Below are 24,895 nucleotides of genomic sequence, written 5' to 3' on the forward strand. Positions count from 1 at the left end.
GGGGGATTACGGGTCCACGACGCGAACGCGGTAGAAACCCGCGCGGGCGTCGACGTCCGCGTCGATGACCGAGTTCGACGGGGGCGTGGCGGCCATGCGCGCTGCCAGCGTCTGCGTAAAACCCGCTTCGAGACGGGTCGCCTTTTCGACCGCGTAATACCGCCCGCCTTCACTGGTCCAACGGATGCGGAACCCGTCTCCATCCGCGTCCGGAGCCGAACGCATGCGCAAGCGGGATGAGCTGTTCCTCGGATCCGTGCCGGCGGCGTATTCCTGCTCCGCCGTAAACCCGTCGCCGTCCGTATCCCCGGCCGCCCACTGCAGGTAATTGGTGCAGGCTGCGCCGTAGTGTCGGTCGAGCCAGTCGTCGAGCTTAACGTTTCCCGTGCTGCGCGCGCTGGTCAGGACGATCGAAATATAGCGCTCGAAGCTGCCGATGCTGATCTCGACTCGATCGCCCGACGCTTGGGCCACGTCCAGATCGACCGAACCGTCCGGGGTGTAAGCCTGAACGGACAGCGGTTCCTCCGCCAGCCAGGCGGGAAGCCGCACCTTAAAGGACGCCGGCTCGGTCGGCGTGATCACGTCGGTGTCTACATCGATGTCGGTATTGTAGAGGTCGATAAAATAACGTCGTTCCGGCATGTCATGATGCACGGAGATGCCCAGGGTGAACGGCTCGTCGACCGCATCCTGCACGACCGGGAAGTCGTCGCCGAGACCGAACCGGCCGATGGCGTCGCGGAAGGAATCGAGCATGGACGGCCGCGACTCGGTGGCGCAGAAGAAATCGTACCCGATCGTATCTTTCAGGAAGAGCACCTGCCCGGCCCCGACGGCCGTCAAACGCTCTTCCGGCGCACTGCCGTAATCGGAGACGCCGGTGAGCGACGCAAGCGAGAGATCGGCCATCGTCTCGAACCAGCCGCTCTCTCCCCGGCGCTGCCCGGAGGGTCCGGTCACGATCAGGTTGCCGCCGTCCTCCACCCAGGCGGTGAGTTCGCTCACCCGCGACGGATCGAAGACCTCCACGTTCGGAACGATCAGGACGGTGAGATCCCCGAGGTTTTCCTCCGTGAGTTTCCACTCGGGTACGACGCGGTAGTGGTAGCGGTTCCAGTCGAGTGCCGTGCCCCATCCCCAGTGCGCGAACATGTGCGGCTGACCGTTGTCGTGCATATTCCCGGGCAGGATATTGAGCAGCTGATCGGACGAGGAAAAGAAGAGGCCGACCTGCTCGACGGGAGCACGCGCCCCGTGGATATCCTCTACGGCCTCACAGAAATCAAAAAAGGCGCGCACCTCGGCTTCGGTGCCGGCGACCTTGGCCGAATCGGGCTGCACGCGCGGCAGGGTGTTGTGCGCGAGGCCCTGGTAGTGCAGGATATCGGCCATATTATCGGTCTTGGGAAGCGGTTCATCGTTCTCGTCGTAGTAGACCGGCATGTAGTACCAGACGTAAAACTTGCGGCTGCGGCTGTGGGCGAGGCCCATCTTATGATGCGGCACGTAGCTCCCGTACGGCGGGGGGCGGAAGCCCAGCCCCTCGTGCATGCCTCCGGTCGCGAGTCCGAACGTCCAGGTCAGCTCGGGGAACGCAGTATCCAGCTCGGTGCGGGCGAAGCCCATATTGATCTGAAGGTCGTTGCCGGCGATCCAGAAGTCGGGTTTTCCGTACTCGTTGGCGATATCCTTGATGAGGTGGTAGGCGCGGTCGAGCGCGGCGCCCGCCTCCTGCCGCAGGTAGATTTTGTAAACACGCCACAGCTTTTCATCGCGCCAGCGGGCGTCGCGCCACGTCCGGTCCGATTCGTTCACGGGATTGCCGCCGAAGGAACGGCAGGTCTCGCGCAACCAGCCGCGGATGTCGAAACTCTCCACGTCGGCGACGCCCATCGCGTTCAGCTCACCGGCCGAAAAATGTTCCGCGAGGTAGTCGCGGAACAGTGCGACCGACCACTCCCCGAAGGCCTTGTTGATCGGCTTCGATCCGAAGAAGTCGAACGAACTCCAGTTGTCGACCCAAAGCCCGTCGAAGCCTTCGTCGAGAAGCTGGCGCAGACAGCCGTCGAGATACACCTCCCACGTCGGACACATCGGGTCTTTAAGCACGTGCACCGTAAGGGCGACCGAATTGGTGGGATCGTCGGGATCGGGCAGATAGCCGGGTTTTAATCGGCCTTCGTCGTCCCACGCGTAAGGGATCACATTCGTCGAACTGGTATAGCCCGTTATGGCGCGGTTGCTGTTCACGCTCTTCGCACAGGTGGCATCGTAAAAGCGCAGCAGGCGCGGGTCTTCGGGGCCGGTATGCCAGGACTCGACCGTGTCGAGATAGCCCGTGGCCACCGTTCCGTCGGGGTAGCGGACGATATGGTCCGTGCCGTATTCCGGGTGGATCCGCGTATAGGGCCGCGCGAAATCATCGTCTTCAAAGTAGTTCGGCGCACCGATCCACACGACCTCGCCCTCCGGCTCGTAGCCGTTCCACGCCCAGGAATTGCGGAAGATGCGGGTGCATTCGGGATCGTCCTCGCGTTTGATCCACTCGCCGAACTCGTTCGTGCGCACTTCGGCATGATAGCCATGCGAGGTACCGAACGCCTCGATCCAGCCGATCCTGCGCATTTCGGTATCGGCAATCGCCTCCCAGCCCAGTCCGTTTTCACAGCGCAGGAAGGCGGTGCGCAGAGCGAAGGATCCCCACATCGGGTCGCTTCCCCCGGTGGTCATGGCGGCACTCGCATTGGCGTTCGTCGCCTGGTAGAAGCGATGAAACTCCCCCATGCGCAGCAGCTCGTCCCACCAGGGGTGCAGGTGATCGGCCGGCGAGGCCGTGTTGTAGGCGAGGCGGTAGACGAGGTTGGAGGGCAGCACGTCGTTCCACAGCGCCACGTCGTCCATCCACCCCGTCCAACAGGTAGGGTTCGCCTGGAAGCTCCCCCCGATCCGCCAGGCGTGATCGAAGGGGTAGCCGGGCTGAACGGGGGCGGTGGAGACCTCGCGCCCGTTGAGATAGAACGTGACGTTGGATCCGTGGCAGTTGAGCGCGACGTGCATCCATTCCCCGTAGGGCACGATGCCGTGCGGCGTATTGGCCTCGCCGGAAACGCCTTCCACGGTCCTTGATCCCGCATGGATGGAGCGGGTGTCGTGATTCCAGGCGTTGACCCAGAACCAGACGCCCTCCGAGGCGGCGCGGTTAGCCAGGATCATCCGCCCCCCGGCGGTATTGGTGTAGCCCGCGGGCACCTTCAGCCAGCATGTGAGCGCATAGCGGCCGGCCAGTTCGGTGACGTCGGGGATCTCCACGTACCGCTCGTCGAACGACTCACTGAAAAAAAGCGACTGTCCCTCACCCAGCGCCTCGGGAACGTCGGACGAAAACGAAACGTTGGTCGGAATCCCGTCGTACCCGCGCGTTCCGGCGTCTGCGCAATTCCCGTCGAACGGATACCAGGCCACCACGCGCGGCGAAGCCCCGCACATGACGCATCCCAGCACCAGCGCTAACACCGCGCCCGTTATCACGCAACTCGCAGATCGTGTCTTCATGCCCTTCGCCCCCCTGACGCCATCCTTTCGGACGCTAGCATGCCTTTCGCTTTGTTTCTATCAAAAACGAGCGCCCCCGTTTTGCAGGAGTTCCGCTGACAAACCCTGCGGGTTCCGCTAGCATGTATCTCATGAACATTCGATCGCAACCTGAATTGATTGTCGCGCTGGATGTACCGGAGCTTGACCGGGCGTGTGAGCTGGCGGACCGGCTTCCGGACGAGGTGACCTGGTGCAAAGTCGGGCTGGAGCTGTTCGGCGCCGACGGGCCGGCGGCAGTACGGGCCCTGAAGGAACGCGGGCGAAAGGTGTTTCTCGACCTGAAACTCCACGACATCCCTAGGACCGTGGGCCGCGCGGTGCGTTCTCTTGCGGCGACGGGTGCCGACATGATGACCCTGCACGCCGGCGGGGGACGTGCCATGTGCGCGCAGGCGGCGGAAGCGGCCGCGTCCTGCGACCGCCCTCCTCTGCTGCTGGGGGTGACGGTGCTGACCAGTTTGAACCGTGAGGATCTCGGCGAGCTGGGGGTGGATCGCACCGTGGATGAGCAGGCGGGGTCGCTGGGGGATCTGGCGATCGAAGCGGGGCTGGACGGTCTGGTCTGCAGTGTCTGGGAAGCGGCGGCGCTCCGCGCGCGGCATCCCGCAGCCAGGCTGGTCACGCCGGGCATCCGGCTGCCCGACCAGGAGACGGGCGATCAGAAACGCATCGCCACTCCCGCGCTGGCCGCCCGGGAAGGCGCGAGCCATATCGTGGTCGGCCGCCCGATCGTACAGGCCGAAGATCCGGCGGCGGCCGCGCAGACGATCCTGAACGAGTTGCGCAATCCGCCCGCTTAGATCCGGCCGCCCGTTCAGATCCGGCCCTTGCTGCTGGGAATCTCGCCGCCGTAGCGCGGGTCGGGTTCGCAGGCAGCGCGCAGGGCGCGCGCCACACCCTTGAAGACCGACTCGTAGGCGTGGTGGGGTTCCTTGCCGTAGAGCTGCTCGATATGGAGGTTCATCCGCCCCTGAATGGTGAACGCCCGGAAGAACTCTTCGATCAGGCACAGGTTGAAGTCGCGGATTTTCTTCGTGCGGTTCGCCATGTGGTACACGAGGAAGGGTCGGCCGCCGAGGTCGACGGCGACGCGGCTCAGGGCGTCGTCCATCGGGAGCAGTGCGTCGCCGTAGCGGCGGATGCCGGCCCGGTCGCCCAGGGCCTTGTCGAGTGCCTCGCCCAGCACGAGTCCGATGTCCTCCACCTCGTGATGATAGTCCACCTCGATATCCCCGGTCGCCTTCAGGGTCAGATCGAGCCCCGAGTGCCGCCCGAACAGTTCGAGCATATGGTTCATGAAGGGGATGCCGGTTTCGATATCGAAAACGCCGGCGCCGTCGATGTTCAGCTCGACCCGTATGCGCGTCTCCCGGGTTTCACGCTCGAGCGTGGCGGTGCGTGCATCCATCATTCACCTTCTTCCCTCGGCGGTTCCGTTTCTTCCGGTTCCGCGCTTTGCTGTTCCGCGTCCGCTTCGTCCTCCCCTTCCGTCGCATCCTGAAGCAGGACGGCGGCGGAGACGAGGCGGTCGTCCTCATTCAGCCGGACGAGCCTCACCCCCTGCGTATTGCGGCCGATGCGGCTCACTTCGTTCACGGCGATGCAGACGAGCTGTCCGCTCTGCGTGATCAGCATCACGCCGTCCTCCTCGCGCACGGCGTGCGCCCCTACGACGTTCCCGTTGCGCTCCGTGAGGCGGATACCGATCAGCCCTTTTCCGCCGCGGCTCTGGCGACGGTACTCGTCGAACGACGTCCGCTTGCCGTAACCCTGTTCCGTGACCGTAAGAAGGTCCGTTTCGGGGTCGACGATTTCGAGGCTGACCACTTCGTCGCCGGACGAGAGCGAGATGCCGCGCACTCCGCGGGCCACGCGCCCCATCGGCCGCGCCTGGGCCTCGCTGAAGCGGATCGTCATTCCGCGGCGGGTCGTGAGCAGCACGTCGTCGCCTTCCCGGACCAGGCGCACGCCCACGAGGCGGTCGCCGTCTTCCACGTTGACGGCGCGGATGCCGACGGTACGGATATTGCGGTACGCGGAGAGCGGCGTTTTTTTGACGATGCCCTTCCGCGTGGCCATCAGCAGGCAGCAGTCGTCGGTAAACTCGCGTACGCAGTGGATGGACGCCAGGGATTCCTCTTCTTCCAGCTGGAGAAGGTTGGCGACGGACCGGCCGCGCGACTGGCGCGCCGCCTCCGGGATCTGCCAGGTCTTGAGGCGGTAGAGGCGCCCGGTTTCGGTGAAGCAGAGCATGGTGTCGTGAAGCATGGCGGTCATCACGTGCTTGACCGCGTCCTCATCTTTGGTCGCCATGCCGCGTACGCCCTTGCCGCCGCGACGCTGCTGACGATAGGTATCGACCGGCACGCGCTTGATGTAGTCGGCCCGGGAGAGCGTGACCACGCACGGGGCATCGGCGATGAGGTCCTCCATATCCATGTCGTCCTCGCCCGGCTGCAGTTCCGTGAGGCGGGGTCCGGCGTAGCGCTCCTTCATCTCGACCAGGTCGCCCTTGAGCACTTCCAGCATCTTGCGGCGGCTTTCGAGCAGGCTGCGCAGGTAGGCGATCCGTTCCTGCAGCTCGCCGTATTCCTCTTCCAGTTTTTCCCGTTCGAGGCCGGTGAGCTGGTAGAGCCGCATCTCCAGGATGGCCTTCGCCTGCGCCTCGCTGAACTCGAAGCGGGCGATAAGTTTCGATTCGGCCTCGTCGCGATTCCGCGATTCGCGGATCGTGCGGACCACCTCGTCCAGGTGATCGAGCGCCTTGAGCAGGCCTTCCACGATGTGGGCGCGGGCCTCGGCCTTCTCCAGCTCGTAGCGGGTGCGGCGGGTCAGGACCTCCAGCCGGTGGTCGACGAAGCACTGGAGCACTTCCTTCAGGTTCATAACGCGCGGGCGCCCGTGGTCGAGGGCGAGCATGATGGCGCCGAAGGTCGACTCCAGGGTGGTGTGGCGGTAGAGATTATTGAGCACGACCTTCGGCACGGCGCCGCGCTTGATTTCGACCACCACCCGGATGCCGCGCTTATCGGATTCGTCGCGGATGTCGGAGATGCCCTCGAGCTTCTTGTCGCGCACGAGCTGCGCCGCCTTGGTAATCAGCGCGGCCTTGTTCACGGCGTACGGGATCTCCGTGATAATAATGCGCGCCCTGCCCTTGTCGTCCTCCTCGATCTCGGCCCGCCCGCGCATCTTCATACGCCCGCGGCCCGTCTCGTAGAACGAGCGGATACCGGCGGCGCCTCGCACGATCCCGGCCGTGGGGAAGTCGGGGCCTTTGACGAACTGGAGCAGCTCGGTGCAGGGGGTATCCGGGCGGTCGATCAGGTGAATGATACCGTCGACGATTTCTCCGAGGTTATGCGGAGGGATATTAGTGGCCATTCCGACCGCGATGCCGGTACTGCCGTTGAGCAGCAGGTTCGGCAGGCGCGCGGGCAGCACCACCGGCTCGGTGGTCGTTTCATCGAAGTTCGGCCGCGTATCGACCGTTTCCTTATCGATGTCGGCCAGCAGTTCCTCGGCGGCGGCGGTGAGCCGGCATTCCGTATAGCGGTAGGCGGCGGCGTTATCCCCGTCGATCGACCCGAAGTTCCCCTGCCCGTCGATCAGCCCGCAGCGCATCGAGAAGTCCTGCGCCATCCGCACGAGCGTATCGTAGACGGCCATATCGCCGTGCGGGTGGTAATTCCCGATCGTTTCGCCGACCACTTTCGCGCATTTGACGTACGGCTTGGAGCTGCTCCACCCGCGTTCGCGCATGGCGTAGAGGATGCGGCGATGGCCCGGCTTGAGCCCGTCGCGCGCGTCCGGTAGCGCGCGGCCCACGATGACGCTCATCGAGTAGTCGATGTAGGCGCGCTGCATTTCTTCTTCGAGATTGACGCGGTCAATCCTTTCCTGCCCGGGCTCGATCATAGTCTCCGTTCCTTCCGCTCTGCCCTGTCCGCTGGACGGGCAGGTTCTCCTGAAATGCACTCGTTCATATATCCAGATTCTGCACGTTGAGGGCGTTGGCTTCGATAAACGCCCGGCGCGGCTCCACGTCGTCGCCCATCAGGATGCTGAACATCTCGTCCGCCTTCACGGCGTCTTCAAGCATCACCCGGGTCATCTTGCGCCGCCCGGGGTCCATCGTCGTATCCCACAGCTGCTGGGGATTCATCTCGCCCAGGCCCTTGTACCGCTGGATGGTGAGTCCCTTGCGCCCTTCGCGCCGGAGGCTTTCGAGCAGTCCGAAGAGCGAGTCGACCGGGATACAGTCTTCCTGGTCGTAGAGGTGCCCCACCGGCTGTTCGCCCGGGCAGAGCCGGCCCACCTCGAACCCGGCCTCCTTCAGCCGGACGGCCAGTTCGCTCAGGCGGGGCGCGGAAAAGACCTCCGTCCAGCGCAGCACGGGGCGGTCGTTCAGGGCGCGGGGTCCGCCTTTCAGCTCGATCTCGAGTTCGCCGCCGAGTTCGCGTTCGGCTTCCTCGCGCAGGGTGCGGAGCGACGTCTCGTCGAAGGCGTAGCGGTATTCGAGTCCCTCTTCGCCGCGGTCGATCTCGACGCGGTACTGGGGAAACGCCCCGCTCTCGGGATCGCAGTGCCGGAGGTATTCCTCGAACGGAATGCCCTTGGCGCGCACCTGGTCGGCCTGCCGCTCGAAATGCGAGAGAAGCATGAGGAAGTCGCGCAGTTCATCGCCCGCCAGGCGCGGGCCGGAGTCGACCGCCTCGAAAACCTGTTCCTCGATGCCGAGTTCGAGCAGTACGCGGGTGAGCTGCTCTTCGCTTTCGATATACTGCTCGTGTTTGCGCCGCTTGATCTTGTAGAGCGGGGGCTGGGCGATATAGATGTAGCCGCGTTCGACCAGTTCCGGCATCTGGCGGTAGAAAAAAGTGAGCAGCAGGGTCCGGATGTGCGCGCCGTCGACGTCGGCGTCGGTCATGATCACGATCCGGTGATAGCGTGCACTGTCGATATTGAACTCGTCCTCTCCGATCCCGGTGCCGATCGCGGTGATCATCGTGCGGATCTCTTCGTTGCTGAGCACCTTGTCGAGGCGCGCTTTTTCGACATTGATCACCTTGCCGCGCACGGGGAGGATGGCCTGGAATTCACGGTCGCGCCCCTGTTTGGCGGAACCGCCCGCGCTGTCGCCCTCCACGATGTACAGCTCGGTCTTCGACGCGTCCCGGCAGGAGCAGTCGGCCAGCTTGCCCGGAAGCGAACCGCTGTCGAGCGCCCCTTTACGGCGGGTGAGATCGCGGGCCTTGCGGGCCGCCTGGCGGGCGCGGGAGGCGGTGAGCGCCTTCTGGATCACGGCGCGGGCGACGTTCGGGTGTTCCTCGAAGAAGGTGGAGAGGTTCTCGTTGAGCACCGATTCGACTATGCCCTGCACCTCGCCGTTGCCCAGCTTGGTTTTGGTCTGCCCCTCGAACTGGGGGTCGGGGATCTTAGCGCTGATGACGGCGGTGAGGCCCTCGCGCACGTCTTCCCCGCTGAGGGCGTCCTGGTTGTCTTTGAGCAGCTTGTTCGCCCGCGCGTACTGGTTGATGGTACGGGTCAGCGCGGAGCGGAACCCGCTCATGTGCGTGCCGCCCTCGATCGTATTGATGTTGTTCGCGAACGAGTAGATGTTTTCGGTGAACGCATCGCTGTACTGCATCGCGATTTCCACCTGGATATCGTCGCGCATCTGCTCGAAGCAGATGACTTCGGGATGGACGGCCTGTTTGCTGCGGTTGAGGTGTTCGACGAATTCGCGGATACCGCCTTCGTACTGGAACGACTCGCGGCGGCCCTGACCCTCGTCTTCGAGCACGATGCAGACGCCCCGGTTCAGGAAAGCCAGTTCGCGCAGCCGGGAGGTGAGGATATCCCACTGAAACGTGGTGGCGCCGAAGATCTGCTCGTCGGGTTTGAAGGTGATCTGCGTGCCGCTCTCCCGCGTCTTGCCGATGCGTTCCAGGCCGGTTTTCGGCGCGCCGCGCTCATAGCGCTGGTGGTAGACGGTGCCGTCGCGGCGCACTTCCACCTCGAGCCATTCGCTGAGGGCGTTGACGCACGAGACGCCGACGCCGTGCAGCCCGCCCGAGACCTTGTAGCTGCTGTTGTCGAACTTGCCGCCCGCGTGCAGGGTGGTCAGGACGACCTCGACCGCGGGTTTGCCTTCCGTGGCGTGCATGTCCACGGGAATGCCGCGGCCGTCGTCGTTGATGGCGATCGATCCGTCGGCATGGATGATCACCTGGATCCGGCTGCAATGTCCCGCCAGCGCCTCGTCGATGCTGTTGTCGACGACCTCGTACACGCAGTGATGAACGCCCCGTTCACCGGTATCCCCGATGTACATGGCCGGCCGCTTGCGCACCGCCTCGATGCCCTCGAGCACGGTAATCTGCGTGGCGTCATACGCCCCCGACGCGGGCTGCGGTTCGTTCGTCATTTCGGTCTCCGGGTTGGGTCTGTTATAAACGGGTGATTGTAGCGCAAAGTACGCAGCCGGGGCAACACGCGAGTGCGCGGAATGACCCGCTTTTCAGCGGAATAACCGGAACGGGAACGGTCCCGCTGTGAATCCCCTTGAACCCCGCTCCCCGATGCGGTATGCGATGCATTCCCCCAGTAAAGGCCGGAGTGGCGGAATCGGTAGACGCACTGGACTCAAAATCCAGCGGTAGCAATACCGTGAGGGTTCAAATCCCTCCTCCGGCACCATTCGTCCCCAGGGGTCACGTCCCCCACAGGTAGAGCACGGGGGTTACGCCGCACGTTTAACACGTGTCAACGGCGCCGCGCGCCTCGGGTCACGATTTCGACGAGTCCTGCTGCCCTGCCGTACGGCAGGACGTTTCCACGATGATTTCTCCCCGCCTTCCCGCGCGGGGATGGGGATTCACCACAGAGATAACGGCCCTGACCCTGCTTCGCAGGCCTGCGGGCCTAATACGAGCGTAAGAGAGAACGCACGATCTCTTTGCCTTCGCTCTTCGCATTCATCTTTGCGATCCCGGCGCCTTGGCGAGAGACCTTTCTTGTGTTTTCGACCACGGATTACACCGATGACACGGATGGGATCTCGAAATCCGAATCGAAGTCGAAATCGGGATTCATAGAGATCGTAATTCGTACTCGAGTTCCTTGAACCGGGGGAGCGGGATCGCGCCTTCGGCGCTCCGAGTACGAGTACGAATTGTGTTCACCCCTTCATGCGATTCATGGCCTTCATGGTGAATCTCATTCTTTCCCCACGATCGCGATTCTACGCTCTCCCTGATCTTCCGCACCCCGCCCTTTCCCCCGAACGACTTTCCATAAAAATCCACGAAGAACCCAAAATATACGTAGAGTCCGCTTTTTGTGAAAACTCGTCAGGGAAGAGGCGGGATGCGGGCCATCATATCATGATGCGTCTGCTTTGGTTGCGGTTACCCACAGGAACGTCTCGCCGCCTATCGCGCGGAAGGTAAGCTCGTTCACGACAAAGCCGATCTCCTGAAGTCGACGCTTCAGTTCCTCCGGCGTACGATGGCTGTAGAATAGCCGCTCGCCCATGAACTCCTTCCACCCCGAAAACGTCTCCTCCCCCGTGTACTCCCGGGTCGCGTAAGTAAAAAGCAGCTTCCCGCCGGGCCGCAGCCAGTTGAAGATGTTCGCGAGCAGCGCGAACTGATCGTCGGCCGGAATATGAAACAGGCTGTAGACGCACGTCACCGCATCGAAGATCCCGTCGCCATACTTCAGCTTCCGCATATCCTCGCAAACGAGCTGCATTTCGGGCACGTAATTCCGTGCGAGGTCGAGCATTTCCGGGCAGCCATCCACTCCGCTCACTTCCCATCCGCGATCGACGAACCAGCGCGCGAAAGGTTCGCCGGCGCCGCACCCGAGGTCCAGCAGTGTACCGTGTCTCGTGTCCAGTCGGCGGTAGAAAGATTCCAGCACCTCCGTCATGTCGAATGCGCCGCGGTTGCGATCGTAATCCCCGGCCAGTCGAGCATAGGCCTTGCGCATATCCCCATCCATGTCCGTCTCCTCCTGTGTGCCTGCGACAGCACATCTTATCAAAGAAGTGAAGCAGCCACATACGTAATGCTCCGGCATGCGACCTTTCATCGGCCCATCCCAGTTCCGACCGGTTGGAACTGGAATTACGGCCACGATTATGCTTATGGTTTACGCGGCTTTGGCAGCGCCACAATAAACACGGAGGTTCCCATGCCCTTTATTCCACTTCTCGGCATCACGTTCCTGATCTCGTTCGCGGTCTGTTTTGTGGTGGTCAGGATGTTCCGCACGCCGATCGAGTCGATCCTTCATCGCATCATCGCGGACACCATCAGCCGCGCGTGGGCAAAGTACCTCCGGTTCGCCATTTACGTGACGGGGATTTCCAGCGGCGTCAACCTCCGCAAAATCGAGCAGTATGTCACGGCGCCGCAATACAAAGATGCCAAGATCGTGGAGTTGACGTCTTCGCGCTGGGTGCTGGAGATTTACCGCACGATTATCCAGACGCTGCAGGGTATCGCGTGGATGCTGCTGGTCTTCTTTGTCTTCGCGTTGATCGCGTTTGTAATCGTGCGGGTTTTCGAGCTGGCCCGCAGACAGCGCGCCGGGGACGGGAACGGGGAATAGAGCAACAGACGGGCTCAGTCCTCTTCCACCGCCAGATCGTCGATCAGGACGTCGACTTCCGCGCTGTTGTAACTGTGAATCCAGATTCGCGCATACGCGGCGTCCCCTTCGCCCTCGAAAGAAAAGGAGAAAGGTTCCCATTCGTCCGAGGGCGAGAGCGCCCCGAGGGCTCCCTCTTTCCTGAGGTCGGACATCATTTCTCCGTCCGCGTCGTAATAACGAACGTAAACACCCAGCCCTTCTCCCTCCAGGTGCCTGGCGATGCCGCGGAGTTCGTAATCCTGTTTGGGGCGCACGGGAAAAAGCGGCGAATAGATGCTTGACCCGTCATTCTCGCGCCGGTCGCGGACACGCAGCGACCAGGTCCCCTCGCCTGCATCCTTTTTCACGATTGTCCCCATACCCTCGTCCAGAATACTCCACCCGACCGCCCTCAGTTCAAAATTCCCGTTGGGCAGCAATCCGTTGCTTTCCACAAAATCGGTCAGCTCTGCGGGCTGGATGCGCACGGTGACCACCGCTTCTTCAACCGGCTCCTCAAGTCTGATCCCCAGTCGTCTCAGGGGGCCGGGAACTTTATGGTCCTCCTCGATCCGTTGTTTCCGGGTTGTGAAAGGAAGTCCGCCCGCATCGATCCGGACGCGGAGCAGCGAATCCTCGTGGACCAACACGAAATCTCCCGCCGCCTGATCGATTTTCCGTCCCTGAAAGATCACGGCGGTTTCGAAATGGTCGGGCACCGCGAACTCGACATGATCGCTCACCGTGAAGGCACCCTTCCCGGTACGATCCAGTATGAACGTGCGCTCGAGCGTTTCGAGCGATTCCGCCGCGTAGGCCGCGGTCATATCCACGATGAGCGTATCCCGTTCATCTGTGAAATCGCTCCGGACCACACGTCCTGCGGCCTTGCGTCCCCGGCGCTGCAGCTGCCCCGCAACCACCGGCACCGGGTGGCCGAAGGAGTTGAGTACAGCACTCACGTATCGCTGTTGACTGAAGGTGCGTGCGGTGTAGACCTCCGGCCCCGGATCGAGCAGCACAGGGCGGTCCTCCACGACCACGATATATGAACCGACGTCGTTGTGGTTGTGATGTTCGGCGTTGTGACCGCCCTTGACGGCGACTCCGAAGGGTGTGTCCGCTACACGGCTGATCAGCACGCCCGAGGCCTCGAACCACGTCCGCAGGGGATCGAGCTGGACCTGCCCGTCCGCTCCGGCAACCGGAGCTTCGCTCCATTTTTCGGGAAACGCAAACATCAGGGTTTCCGCCAGCGGCCCCAGCACCGCCGTGCCGGACCCTCTTCCTTCGTCTCCATCCTGTTCATCCGTTTCTTCGGCCGTGTCCGCTTCAAACCACTGCATCCTCGACCTGATATAACGGACATAGTGCGCCGCGGGCTTCGCCGCCACACCGCAGTCGGCAAAGGCGGGATAAACTCCGCCGCTGATCTCCAGTCCCAAGGGGAATGCCGCCGCCTCGCGCACGCCGTGCATAGCGAAAAAATCAACCCCGGACTCCGTGACCTGACGCACCGATTCCGTGAGGAGGATGAAATGACCGAACCCGTAGTTCCAGTATCCGAGCCCCTCCGAGCAGTAGCCGTCCTCGCCGAACCCGCCCAGAAAGTGACGAAGGTTTTCCTCGGCGGCGGCGATATACGCGGCCCTGCGTCCGCGATCCGGTTCCAGTGCCAGTGCCGCGCCGACCACTCCGGCGTGACAGACAGCATTCCAGTTGTTGGCTCCGTCGATCCACCAGTTGCCGTGTTTACCCGCGTCCCCGAGCGAACGGGCGAAGGGGTCCAGCACCCGGCGGCGCACTTCTTCGCCAATCAGCTCACGCACGTCCGTTGCAAGGTTACGGTTCAACAGATAATCCGTCATGGCGAGATCCCAGGCGATCGACGAGGAGCGCAGGTCTATCGTTACCGACTCGCCCTCGAAGTTCTTCAACGACCGGTCATGCGCGGGCATCACCCATGTTTTTGTGGCACAGATTGAGCGGATGAGATCCTCGAGCGGTTCGAGGAACAGCCCGTCATCCCTGATGCACTCCGCCAGCACGAGGGTGCGCAGCCGGCTGCGGCGCCGGTTGGCGACGACTTCCCACTCGGCCCGGCTGCCGGTCTCTGAGAACTCGAGGTAGAGTTCGTCCGTGAGTTCGGGAATGGGCCTGGAAGCCATGGCCTTTGCCCTGTCGACCGTCGCGGCAAACGCCTTTTGACGTGCAAGCCCGTTCCAGGCACGACGGTCGGAGATCGACGGCCCCACGCCGACGGGCCTTTCCGGAAGCATCCGCGCGATTTCCTCTACCCGCGCCCGATCGGGCATCGCCGGGGAGGATGCGACGAGAAGCATCCCCGCCAGGGCCGCCGCCGGAATACGCTGCAGCGGGCAGACCCTGCAATCGCGAACTGAGATCCGCATCAACACCCCTTCTTTTCCCCGATCGTGCGCCTGTCCCGGATCGATCTATGCGCGCATACAGTCGCGCCGCCCGTCACTCATCGACGATGATCGGATCGGACTCGATCATCTCGATATAGTCGTCGACGTGGGCGCCGTCCATGCAGGCCTCGATAATGCGGCGTCCCTGCGGATCCAGCCCGTCGACCAGAAATTGTCCGAGATGTTCGTGGAAAAACTCCCGCAGCTGTGTCGCGCCGGCGTCGTAGGCCGCCTCGCCCACTTCGCGCTGTTTCTCCACGTGCAGGAACCACGAGCCGATGGTCTGGCCTTCGACCATCAGGTTGCGCAGGCTGTATCCCAGCAGCGGGCAGCGGGCCTCTTTCAACTGGCCGGGATAGAAGTGGAACCCCCCGCGCCGGGCGAGGTATTCGCGCGCGACCCACTGCGGCATGAAGCCGACCTTCCACGCGCCCACGTGCTGGTTCGGAATCAGGACATAGCGCGTGCGGGGCGAATCGACCATCTGCTTGAGGAGCAGGTTGGCCTGGTCCACCCGCAGGCCGGTGGCGAACGGCCAGTACGACCCGACTCCCTCTGAGGTGAGCCCTTTGGTATCCGTAATGCTGGGGTTGGCGTGCCCGCGCGGGGCGACCAGCCGCCACAGCCAGGCCAGCGCCGGCGGCAGCACGTGCAGCATGCCGAGGATACCGTAGGTGGGGTCCGCGCTGGTGCAGGGAGGCGTGCGCACGCCGAAGCTGCGGATGTCCACCCGTGCGGAGCCCGTGAGTACGCCGGGCACCGACTCGCGCGGAATCACCACGCGGGGATTCGGGCACGGCACGCCCGGTTCATCCTCGACGTGGTCCCAGATCAGGGCGGTGCTGTCGGGCACGGCGCGGATGTTGAGAAACAGCTGCGGCCCCTTGGGATGGATGGTCATCTCCTCGAGATGCGGATCGGTGCCGTAGTGTTCGATGTGATTGACGCGGACGAACCAGGCGTCCTCCGCGTCGGTCACCGTAAGCCGCCCGTCGCCCGACTGGAGCGAGGGCGGACACAGCGCCATGTCGTCCGTGACCGGGCGCAGTTCGCAGGCCCGCGGCAGCACCAGGTAGCGGCGCTCGCCGTCCTCGAGATTCTCCCCCAGCAACAGCCGTCCGTCGTCCTCGCGATGCATCAGCTCGAGCATCTCCGACTTGCCGCCGCCGCTGGCCCCCTCGTGCGAAATCGTGATCTTGTTGTCGTAGGGGGTGATCACCTGCACCGTCGAACAGTGCATCGTCACCCATTCCTTCTCCTCGCCCAGCGAGATCAGCATACCGTAAACGCCCTTTTTGGCGCTCGGCCCGGGGTAGAGATTATAGCTGAACAGCTCGTACATGTCCGGCTGGCGGTTATGGACGACGACCTGTCTGCCGTCGAAGCGGGTATGGCGGAACGGCGGGGCCACATAGATGACCGCGGCCGGATTGAAGTCGTCGGTCAGGTTCTCCGGGCTGATGATCCCCTGGAGCAGCGCCAGCCCCAGGGCGAAGAAACCGGCATTGGCCGGTGCAATGACGAGCGTGTCGAGTCCGCTCCCCCGCTGCCCGGCGATAAAGGGGTACAGGGCCAGCTCCTGCGTCTTGAGCCATTCGAAGGTCTCCTCGCGCAGCGGGTCGAAGTCCTCCCCGAACCGCTCCCTGAAATGCTGCTTGTTGGTCGGCCGGTCGTCGGCGATCACCATGCACTCGGGGTCGCGGCGCCGCATGTAGGGTTCGAGGTAGTTGGCGGCGACCCCGTTGCGGGTGCGGCAGACGCGGGCCTCGGTGACCGGTCCGCGCCCGGGCACGTCGTACGAAACCTCCTGCCAGCCGTGGACGGCATCCCGCGTGGCCAGCTCCACCAGGTCCTGAACGCTGCCGGCGACCACAAATCCGGGGCAGGCTTCCAGGATCTCGTTGACCTTCGGGGGCAGTTTGAACTTGAGGGGATGATACACTTCACGCATGAGAACACTCCTTTGCTGATCGGCCTCTCGTGGAGTCAGGCCGCCTATGAACACACCGACATCACGTCACCGCCCCTTCTCCCGGCCCGGATCGCCGTCCCGTCCGGAGGCCCCCCTTCAAAATCGAGCCGGAAGGCTACAGGGCCCGCGGAGAGGTGTCAAACCGATGCGCAGGGGATTCAACCGCGGACACGCATCAAAGAGACGGGCTCAGTCCAGCATGGCGCGGATGGCGTCCAGCAGGGCGGTCGCGGAGCAGGGTTTCTGCAGCAGGGTGAACCGATAGTCGACCTCTTCCGCCTCAGGCATGTGAGCGTCGCTGTAGCCGCTTATGAAAACCACCGGAAGGGGGCTCCCCTTTTTCGCCGCCAGCCGCCCGGCCACCTGGGGGCCATCCCCACCGGGCATGATGACGTCGAGCACGGCGAGATCGATGACGTCCGCGAGTTCCCCGACCTTTTCAAGGCCCTCGCTCCCGTCGCGGCTGACGTGCACCGTGTAGCCGGCCCGACGGAGAACCGACGACGCCCACTTCCGGACGTCTTCGTCGTCTTCGCACAGAAACAGCGTCTCATCACCGCCCGCCGCGTCTGTCTCCTCCGCCGTTTCAACCTCGTGACGCGGCCTGGTGACGGCGGGAAAATACATTTTGAAGGCCGTGCCCCTTCCGGGTTCGCTGTAGACGAGGATCCGCCCGTCGTGCTGACGCACGATGCCCTGGACCGTGGAGAGCCCCAACCCGGTCCCCTTGCCCACGTCTTTCGTGGTAAAGAAAGGATCGAAAATCCGCTTTCGGGTCTCGGCGTCCATACCGCATCCGGTGTCGGCGACCACGAGCTGAACATAGCGTCCCGGCCGCGGCATCGCGTACCGGTCCGCAAACTCCTCATCCAGCGTCACCGCATGCGTCTCGACCGTGACCCGCCCGCCCCCGTCCATGGCGTCGCGTGCATTCACCAGCAGATTCATGAACAGCTGTTCGAGCTGATTCGGATCGATCCGCACGGAATCGAGCGGGGTTTGCGGATGGAACACGTAGGCTACGTGCTCGCCCAGCGTAAGGTGGGCCACGGAGTCCATGGCCTCGATCTTCTCGTTCAGGTCCAGCGTGACCGGCCGCATCTGCTGCTTGCGCGTATAGATCAGCAGCTGCTGCGTCAGCGATTGCGCCCGCGCCGTCGCGTGCATCACCTCTTCGAGGTAGGCCTTCAGGTCCGGATCCCGGTCCGCTGCCTGGGAGCGGGCCAGTTCGGTATAGCCGGTGATGGACTGAAGGATGTTGTTGAAGTCGTGCGCGACGCCCGAGGCGATGCGGCCGATCGCCTCCATCTTCTGGGCCTGTCGGTATTGTTCTTCAAGCTCCCGTTTCTCCGTCACATCCTCACCTACGGCGACCATGCCGCTCACCTCCCCTGCCCGGTCGAACACCGGGGTCGCGACCACCTCCCACTCGCACCCGTCGGGCGTGACGCGGTGTGCGTGCCGGGTCCGGCGCAGGTGCATCGCCTCCAGCGCAGGACACCCGGGACAGGGGCCGCTGTTCTCACCCCACCGGGCGAAACAGTACTGCCCCTTCAGCCCGTCTGGGTCCTCCCCGACGGATTCACACGCCGCCCGATTGGTCCAGGCTATGGTCAGGTCCGTGTTCAGCATGATGACCGCGTTGGTCTGGGCGTTCAGAATCGAATTCAGCCTCTGTTCCGATCTCGCCAGCGCCGCTTCGGCCCGATTGCGTTCGACTATGCTGCCGATGCGGTGGGCGGCACTCTGGAGGCGCCGCTTGGCGACTTCCACGATGAAGGCGGGGCGGGGTTTGTAGGCCCGTGCCGCTTCTTCGAGCCGGTCGTACGAGACCCGGAAACGTTCCGCCAGCTCGCGCAGCCGGTCCGGATCGCGGGGCGGGTCGCCGTACCCGAGATTGATCACGCCGATGATCTCGCCGTTGGCGCGGATCGGCACGGCGTAGAGCCGGATCCCGCCCACGCATTCGATATCGGTGGGGGCGCCCGTTTCCATGGCCGGGCGCGCCGAACGGTTCCAGCAGCACTCATGGCACAGCCAGCGGCCGCCGTCGAGGGCCTCCCGGTTGTCGTCCGTGCCGCAGAGCCGCCGCGAGGCGGCGTCGAGCAGCTGGCACCACCCGGAAGCAAAGATCCCGTAGGCATAATCGCCGCTGCGCTCGTAGACGGCCACCGAACTGTCCACCAGCACCATGATATCCTCCGCGAGCATCTCCATCGTCTCGCCCGGCACGGCCTCCAGAATGGTCCGGTCGGTATTCAGCTCCGTGACATCCCCGTAATACGGCGTGTAGGGCGCGACCGGATCGTTGGCGAGGGATTCCTGCTCCAGGAGCCACTCGATGCATTCGAGATCCGACTCCACCTTCTCACGGTCGGTGACGTCCTCGATCACCGCCACGACGCCGTCAAAGTCCCCCTGCGCGTCAAAGAGGGGTCTCGCGCTCACCGACACCACCCGCCGCGCCCCATCCGGGCGGGTCAAACCGCGCCGGACCTGGTACACCGGACGGCCTGTGCGGCGGACCTGCTCGAACGGCAGGGGCTCCGCCGGTCGCGTGGACGGATCGTCATCGACCCCCCAGCAGGGGTGGCAGGGGTCGTCGAAGGACCGGCCGAGCGCCTCTTCGGCGGACCAACCCAGGATTTCTTCGGCGGCGGGATTGACGCGATTGATCAATCCCCCGGAGCCCAGCAGGATAATGCCGACCGGCGTCGATTCCGTGATGCGCTTGACCCGATCCCGTTCCCGCTGCAGCGCCTGTTCCGATTGAACGCGCGCCGCTTCCTGTTCGCTGTGATCCAGAGCGAGGGCGAGGTCGCCCGCCAGTTCCTGGAGCAGCTCTCGTTCCTGGTTGAGATCCGTCCGGCCCTCCGGCACCGACACGGAAACCCAGCCGTAGATGCGCCCTCCGTGTTGGAGGCGCGCGGTCATACCGATCCGGTCCTCACACGCCGGGACCAAGGGACACTCCCCGCAGACCCCGGCCGGATCTTTCACAACCCGAACCGCATCGGTGCCGAGCACCCGCTCCACGCAGGGCGGCCTGAACCCCTCTTCGATCCGTGTCCGCATGGTCTCGAAGGACTCCCCGACGCCGGCGCCGTGGAGGGAGACGATCCCGCCCTCCGGGTCGGTGCGCGCAATCCAAGCGTGCGCATAGCCGTTGATTTCCACCATCGTGCGGCAACTCCTGTCGAGCAGCCTCGAAGCGTCGGACTCCCGCGTGATGAGCTGGTTTACGTTTCGTACCGTTTTGAGCACGCGGTTTAGCCGGTCCTGAACCGCTTCGAGATCCAGTCGCCTGTCGATGAGCCGGGCCACACCGATGCCGCCCGCAACCGCCACGACGAGGTAGAGATTGCGCGTCAGCAGCCGGTCCGGGGTGACGTCGAAGGCGAGAATCTGCCAGAAGGTGCGGCCGCCCGGATCGACCCAGAGATGGGTGAACACACTGTCCAGCCACCAGAGAAGAAGGCCGAGCAGTACGGCGGCGCTGTAGATCGCATTCTTGAGACGTCCGCTCTGTTCCTGCGGAAGGCGGAAGAAACGCCGGACGGGTGTCAGGCTCAGGAGCGCATGGCCGGCCATGAGAAAAACGTACGCCGAGATCACATGCTTGACCGCCATGGCCTGCAGCCAGGCCATGGATACCGTACGCGTCGTAATGGACGGGTCCCAGAACGGGGGATTCAGGGCGATCAGGCCGCGAAACACCGTGAAGAACCCCAGCTCGACCACGAGCCTGAATGGGAGTTCAACCGCAAAGGAAGAACGGTACCACCGGGGCTCTTCCATGCGTTGCCGGACTTCGGCCCAGTATCCGTGCCACACGATCCAGAGCGTGAAGACCGGCACCGAGTAGAAAAGCCCGTATCCGTCCGCACGCCACAGCCACCACATCGACTGGCCGCCCCCCGCCAGCGCGGAGAGAAGCCCGTATTTCCACCCCCAGGCCAGGGCGACCAGAAGCGGGAAGATCAATCCCGCGAGGATGCTCAGTTTCAGCTCCGGAAAATGAACGATCTCGATATCCAGAAAATTCACCGCGAATCCGGCGCATCCCAGAAGAATCGAGATCAGCACACGATACGGGTCGGGAGACCTCCTGCCGCGCATTGCAAACAACTCCATCGACAGCCTCCCCACAGCCTGTATTGCATCAGTCTGAACTTGAGAGGATTATAGCGGGAAAAAGTCGAACATCAATCTTACTGTTCGAAAACACAAACAATGACTCTCGCAAAGGCGCCGGGATCGCAAAGATGAATGAGAAGAGCACGGGCAAACAAATCGTGCGTTCTCTCTTACGTTCGTAGTAGGCCCGCAGGTCCGCGCAGCGGACAAGGGCCGTGATCTTCACGCGCCTGGCCTGCCGGGGGGGCAGGCGTGCGGCGCTACTACGAACGATCTCACGCGCCTTGACCCTTCGGGCCTTGCGGCGCGACTACGAACGTTCGGAAGAAAATCCCCGGCGACCCTGGCGGTTTGGCGAGAGAAAAAAGGTTCGAACAAGCCACTTCAGCGGACAAAGTACCGCCGCCGACTTCAACCGTTCAACCGTCCACCGGGACACATCGTTTTTTTCTTGCACCCATTTTGCGTCATGTGCCAGGGCATTGAGCGAAGGATTTATTCACCGCTTGAAAGATTCAGGCTCCGGGATCCCGTTTTTTCCCTGCGAGCCGGGGAGGTTAACATGGCCGAGATTCCCCTGCCGCGCCGCAGTTCCTCTGCGCTGATCGTGACCGATATCCAGTACGACTTCATGCCGGGCGGCGCGCTGGCCGTAGGAGACGGCGATGCGATCCTTCCCGGCGTTTCGCGGCTGATGACCTCCGGGGGTTTCCCGTTCGTGGTCGCCACCCAGGACTGGCATCCGGCCGGACACATCTCGTTCGCCAGCCAGCACGAGGGGGTATCGCCGTTCGACACCCTTTCGATCCACGGGCATGAGGACACCGCCTGGCCGGACCACTGTGTTCAGGGAACCCGGGGGGCGGAGCTCTGCGCGGACCTGCCATGGGACCGCGCCTGCGCCGTGCTGCGCAAGGGCATGGACCCCGAATCGGATTCCTACAGCACCTTCCGGAACAACTGGGATCGGCACGGCAATCGTCCCCCGACCGGGCTGGCGGGATACCTTCGCGAGCGCGGGGTGGACAGCGTGGTGCTCTGCGGGCTGGCCCGCGATGTGTGCGTCTACTGGAGCGCGATGGACGCCGTGGCCGCGGGATTCCACACCTGGTTCCTCTGGGATCTCACGCGCGCGGTCGTTCCCGAGAAGGACGAGGAGAACCGTAGAGAGCTTGAACAGCACGGCGTGACCGTCTGCACAATGAACGACCTCCTGAACGCGTCCGGGCGCGAGTCCTGAATCTGTTTTCAAAAAAAACGGAATAGCGCTTGCCTTTACCTTCGTCGGACCGCAGAGTCCGTCCCGCTCGATCAATTCAGATCGATCCCGATCCGCACCAGGTGTCATCGTGCAGTATTGGATAAAGGCATAATGACACAGATAAGGAGATATCATTATGGATATCTACGTCGGGAATCTGCCGTACCAGGTGGATGATCAGCAGCTCCAGGAACTCTTCGCGCAGCACGGGAACGTAACTTCGGCCCGCGTCATTACCGATAAGTTCTCCGGACAGTCCAAGGGATTCGGTTTCGTAGAGATGCCGGACAAAGCGGAGGCGGAAGCCGCCATCAGCGCCACGAACGACCAGGATTTCATGGGGCGCAACCTGCGTGTCAATGAATCCCAGCCCAAGCCGAGAGGCGGGGGCGGTGGCGGAGGCCGGGACGGCGGCGGAAAGCGCAACCGGTGGTAAAAGCTTGAGATGCGAGTTATCGCATGAATGAGCGAAAGAGGCGCGTTTCGACGCGCCTCTTTTTCGGTTAGTGGGATGCGGGAGATCGGAGGGGGAGAGAAAATGGGATTCACCATGAAGGCCATGAAGGGGTGAACATAAAGTCCGGACCGCCGGCCCATCTCTCCCCTTATCGCTCCAGCTCCTCGCGGCACAGTTCGTAGAAGTTACAGCGGCCGCAGATGCGGGGGTCGGAGGCGAGTTCCCATTCGTCTCTGGGGACCGGGATATTACGTTCGCGATCGGCGTCGACCAGATACTCGGTCATCTCGCCTACGGTGCGCGACATGTAGGCGACCACCTCATCGAGCCTCTCCGGCGTAAGCTGGTCGACCGCCACGCGCCCCTCGTTCAGGTATTCCACGTAGACGGTCACCTGTTCGGGCGGCGTGGCGTGTTTCTCGCGGGCCCAGAGACCGTACACCCCCACCTGGCGGGCGTGTTCGGCCTTCATGCGACCCGCCTTCCAGTCGATGATATGGATCCGGTCTGCCTCGCGCCACGCGTAGTCCGGGATGGCGTAGACCTTGATGCCGTTGAAGACAAAGTGCTCGGCATCCCCGCCGGCGCCGGGCACGGCGACCTCGATCCGGTCCTCGGGCCGGATGTCGCGCAGCCGCGGGAGTGTCCGGTCCAGGAAATGGGCGAGGCAGCGGAGGATCTGCTCCTTCATTTCCGCGGCGCGCGACTTCTCGTCCTCGAGCGTCCCGTAATAGTGCTCCCGCAGGCAGCAGTACTTTTTGGGAGCACGACGCCACTCGCCGTCGCGGGACTCCTTCCACGCCCTGCGCAGGAAGGGGCGCGCGATGTGTTCCCACGCCTCCTCCGCGCCGTGGTCCCGTCCGGACTGGGCCTCCGCCAGCAGCCACTCCACCGCCTGTTCCGCCGCGTGACCGGTCAGCGTGAAACAATTCTCCATCTTGTCGAGCTGATAGGCCTTCCGGGCCGTAGGGTCAGCGTCGCGGTTCCAGCCGCCCCACTTTCCGTACTTCTTCCAGTAGTGCCGTCTCCGGCACTCCTCGAAATCCATCGCCGCGCTGTACGACCAGGAGAAGATGTTCCGTAATTCCTTCATGGGGTGGTTTTCCTTGTGATCCGCGAATCGCTTCTCTTCAGGGGATGCTGAATTCACATCCGCAGTAGTTCTGCCGGTAGAGGCCCAGTTCGCGGCTGCGTTCGACGCTCAGGCGGTAGCCGTCCCGCTTCTTGAAATCGTACGGGACGAACCCCTCGAACCGGCTTCCGATATCGAAGATCAGCGGGGCGTACTTATGCGGGCTGACGGTCAGGGTGGTCGTAAAGGACGAAATGCCGAGTTCCTCCGCTTTCCGCGCGCAGCGTTCGAGGTTGAACGCGAAACAGCGGGCGCAGCGGCCTCCCCCTTCGGGTTCGTCTTCCAGCCCCTCCACCGCCCTCTGCCAGGAGAGGTGGTGGTAGGCATCTTCCTCCCAGCGTGCCCTCACGATCCCGGCCAGGCGGTGGGCCTCATCGCGGCGGTGATGGTATTCCGGGCGGGGCCAGATGTTCGAGTTCGCAAAGAAGAACACCGGCTCGTATCCGTCCGCGCGCAGCCGTTCCACCGGGACGCAGGCGCACGGCGCGCAGCAGACGTGGAGGAGCATCGGGCTCCGTTTGGCGGCGTCAGCGCTCTCCATGCGGGACTCCTCCTCCGGTCTGAGCGGTATCCGTCCCGGCGGCCGGGGCTTCGGCGAGCCCCTCCCTGCACGCGGCGGGCGGGCGGAAGAAAAGGCGTGCATAGCCGTAGGCCAGCATTTCCCCGATCACCTCGCGCACGCCCTCGCTGCAGGTGTGCCAGCGGGCGGGCTCATAGGCTTCGGGAACAATACTGCGCACGCCGACCGGATGCCGGTCGGCGAGGGCCAGGCGGTACAGGTACCGGCTGCGTCGTGCGTGGGCGCCCACGGAAAGGACATCCACCGCCGCGCCCGCCGGACAGAGGCCGGCCAGGGTTTCGCCGACCCGGCATGCCGCCGCGTAGGTGCGGTTGCGGCGGACTTTCCGCGCGGGGGCCGCCAGGATCCGGGAGGCCGGCACGCCGCGTTCGATCAGCCGCGCGCGGGTCGCCTGCGCGTAGGTGGGCCAGGGCATCAGCGAGGATCCGTAGCGGTGCGGGCCGCCGGCGGTCACGATCCGATCGTATCCGCCTTCACGCCAGACGTCCACGGCGCGATCCAGCGCGTGATCCGACAGCCAGCCTTCGATGACCAGGATTTCGGCGTCCTGCGCGGGACGTTCGCAGGCGAGAAAGGGATACAGGCGAAGGGCCCCGGCCGCGGCCAGTGCGGCCAGTGCGGCTGCGATCAGAGCACCACGCGTGAAGGCGCGCCTTTTTTTGCCGGGTGACGATGTGCGCATGA

General features: G+C 63.7%; 15 protein-coding genes and 1 tRNA gene. 5 read left to right on the forward strand and 11 right to left on the reverse strand.

Annotated elements, in window-relative coordinates; genetic code table 11:
• Window positions 1-6: 6 nt before the first annotated feature.
• Complete coding sequence (locus tag L21SP4_RS06815) at window positions 7-3,555, reverse strand: LamG-like jellyroll fold domain-containing protein (protein WP_082116595.1); 3,549 nt, start codon at window positions 3,553-3,555, stop codon at window positions 7-9.
• Between the two features lie 131 nt (window positions 3,556-3,686).
• Here L21SP4_RS06815 and pyrF point away from each other — a divergent pair, with 131 nt between their 5' ends.
• The gene (pyrF, locus tag L21SP4_RS06820) at window positions 3,687-4,397 is read left to right on the forward strand and encodes an orotidine-5'-phosphate decarboxylase (protein ID WP_052882988.1); all 711 of its coding nucleotides are present in this window, start codon (window positions 3,687-3,689) and stop codon (window positions 4,395-4,397) included.
• 14 nt (window positions 4,398-4,411) lie between these two features.
• Here pyrF and hisB read toward each other — a convergent pair whose 3' ends face one another.
• The 3 genes from hisB to gyrB form a co-directional block, all read right to left on the reverse strand.
• Complete coding sequence (gene hisB / locus L21SP4_RS06825; RefSeq protein WP_074041408.1) at window positions 4,412-5,008, reverse strand: imidazoleglycerol-phosphate dehydratase HisB; 597 nt, start codon at window positions 5,006-5,008, stop codon at window positions 4,412-4,414.
• Window positions 5,005-7,515: a DNA gyrase subunit A gene (gyrA, locus tag L21SP4_RS06830; RefSeq protein ID WP_074041409.1), complete on the reverse strand. Its 2,511-nt coding sequence runs from the start codon at window positions 7,513-7,515 to the stop codon at window positions 5,005-5,007. The genes hisB and gyrA overlap by 4 nt, the downstream gene beginning before the upstream one ends.
• Window positions 7,516-7,579: 64 nt before the next feature.
• Entirely contained in the window at window positions 7,580-10,027 is a 2,448-nt protein-coding gene (gyrB, locus tag L21SP4_RS06835) for a DNA topoisomerase (ATP-hydrolyzing) subunit B (protein ID WP_052881954.1), read from the reverse strand.
• Between the two features lie 185 nt (window positions 10,028-10,212).
• Here gyrB and L21SP4_RS06840 point away from each other — a divergent pair.
• Window positions 10,213-10,299 (forward strand) — tRNA-Leu (locus L21SP4_RS06840).
• 684 nt (window positions 10,300-10,983) lie between these two features.
• Here L21SP4_RS06840 and L21SP4_RS06845 read toward each other — a convergent pair.
• Window positions 10,984-11,607 carry a class I SAM-dependent methyltransferase gene (locus tag L21SP4_RS06845; protein ID WP_052881955.1) on the reverse strand — a complete coding sequence of 208 codons (624 nt, stop codon included), beginning with the start codon at window positions 11,605-11,607 and terminating at the stop codon, window positions 10,984-10,986.
• Between the two features lie 192 nt (window positions 11,608-11,799).
• On the opposite strand from L21SP4_RS06845, the gene L21SP4_RS06850 reads away from it, so the two are divergent.
• Entirely contained in the window at window positions 11,800-12,219 is a 420-nt protein-coding gene (locus L21SP4_RS06850; protein ID WP_052881956.1) for a hypothetical protein, read from the forward strand.
• Window positions 12,220-12,233: 14 nt separating this feature from the next.
• On the opposite strand, the gene L21SP4_RS06855 is transcribed toward L21SP4_RS06850, so the two are convergent.
• The 3 genes from L21SP4_RS06855 to L21SP4_RS06865 form a co-directional block, all read right to left on the reverse strand.
• On the reverse strand, window positions 12,234-14,651 hold the full coding sequence (locus L21SP4_RS06855) for a heparinase II/III domain-containing protein (protein WP_052881957.1): 2,418 nt from the start codon (window positions 14,649-14,651) through the stop codon (window positions 12,234-12,236).
• Window positions 14,652-14,724: 73 nt separating this feature from the next.
• A complete protein-coding gene (locus L21SP4_RS06860) occupies window positions 14,725-16,623 on the reverse strand; it encodes a DUF4914 family protein (RefSeq protein WP_052881958.1) in 1,899 nt (632 codons plus the stop codon).
• 210 nt (window positions 16,624-16,833) lie between these two features.
• Window positions 16,834-20,778 carry a PAS domain S-box protein gene (locus L21SP4_RS06865; protein WP_082116596.1) on the reverse strand — a complete coding sequence of 1,315 codons (3,945 nt, stop codon included), beginning with the start codon at window positions 20,776-20,778 and terminating at the stop codon, window positions 16,834-16,836.
• 565 nt (window positions 20,779-21,343) lie between these two features.
• On the opposite strand from L21SP4_RS06865, the gene L21SP4_RS06870 reads away from it, so the two are divergent.
• The gene (locus tag L21SP4_RS06870; protein ID WP_052881960.1) at window positions 21,344-22,021 is read left to right on the forward strand and encodes a nicotinamidase; all 678 of its coding nucleotides are present in this window, start codon (window positions 21,344-21,346) and stop codon (window positions 22,019-22,021) included.
• Window positions 22,022-22,178: 157 nt separating this feature from the next.
• Complete coding sequence (locus tag L21SP4_RS06875) at window positions 22,179-22,478, forward strand: RNA recognition motif domain-containing protein (RefSeq protein ID WP_052881961.1); 300 nt, start codon at window positions 22,179-22,181, stop codon at window positions 22,476-22,478.
• 169 nt (window positions 22,479-22,647) lie between these two features.
• Here the strand turns inward: L21SP4_RS06875 and L21SP4_RS06880 are convergent, their stop codons facing one another.
• Genes L21SP4_RS06880 through L21SP4_RS06890 form a run of 3 tightly spaced genes read right to left on the reverse strand, consistent with a single transcriptional unit; the run spans window position 22,648 to window position 24,893 of the window.
• Entirely contained in the window at window positions 22,648-23,592 is a 945-nt protein-coding gene (locus L21SP4_RS06880; protein ID WP_052881962.1) for a PD-(D/E)XK nuclease family protein, read from the reverse strand.
• A 37-nt stretch (window positions 23,593-23,629) separates the two neighbouring features.
• Window positions 23,630-24,172: an epoxyqueuosine reductase QueH gene (locus tag L21SP4_RS06885; protein ID WP_074041410.1), complete on the reverse strand. Its 543-nt coding sequence runs from the start codon at window positions 24,170-24,172 to the stop codon at window positions 23,630-23,632.
• On the reverse strand, window positions 24,159-24,893 hold the full coding sequence (locus L21SP4_RS06890) for a YdcF family protein (protein WP_052881963.1): 735 nt from the start codon (window positions 24,891-24,893) through the stop codon (window positions 24,159-24,161). Before L21SP4_RS06890 ends, L21SP4_RS06885 begins: the two co-directional genes overlap by 14 nt.
• Window positions 24,894-24,895: the final 2 nt, after the last annotated feature.

It is taken from the genome of Kiritimatiella glycovorans (assembly GCF_001017655.1).
GTDB lineage: Bacteria > Verrucomicrobiota > Kiritimatiellia > Kiritimatiellales > Kiritimatiellaceae > Kiritimatiella > Kiritimatiella glycovorans.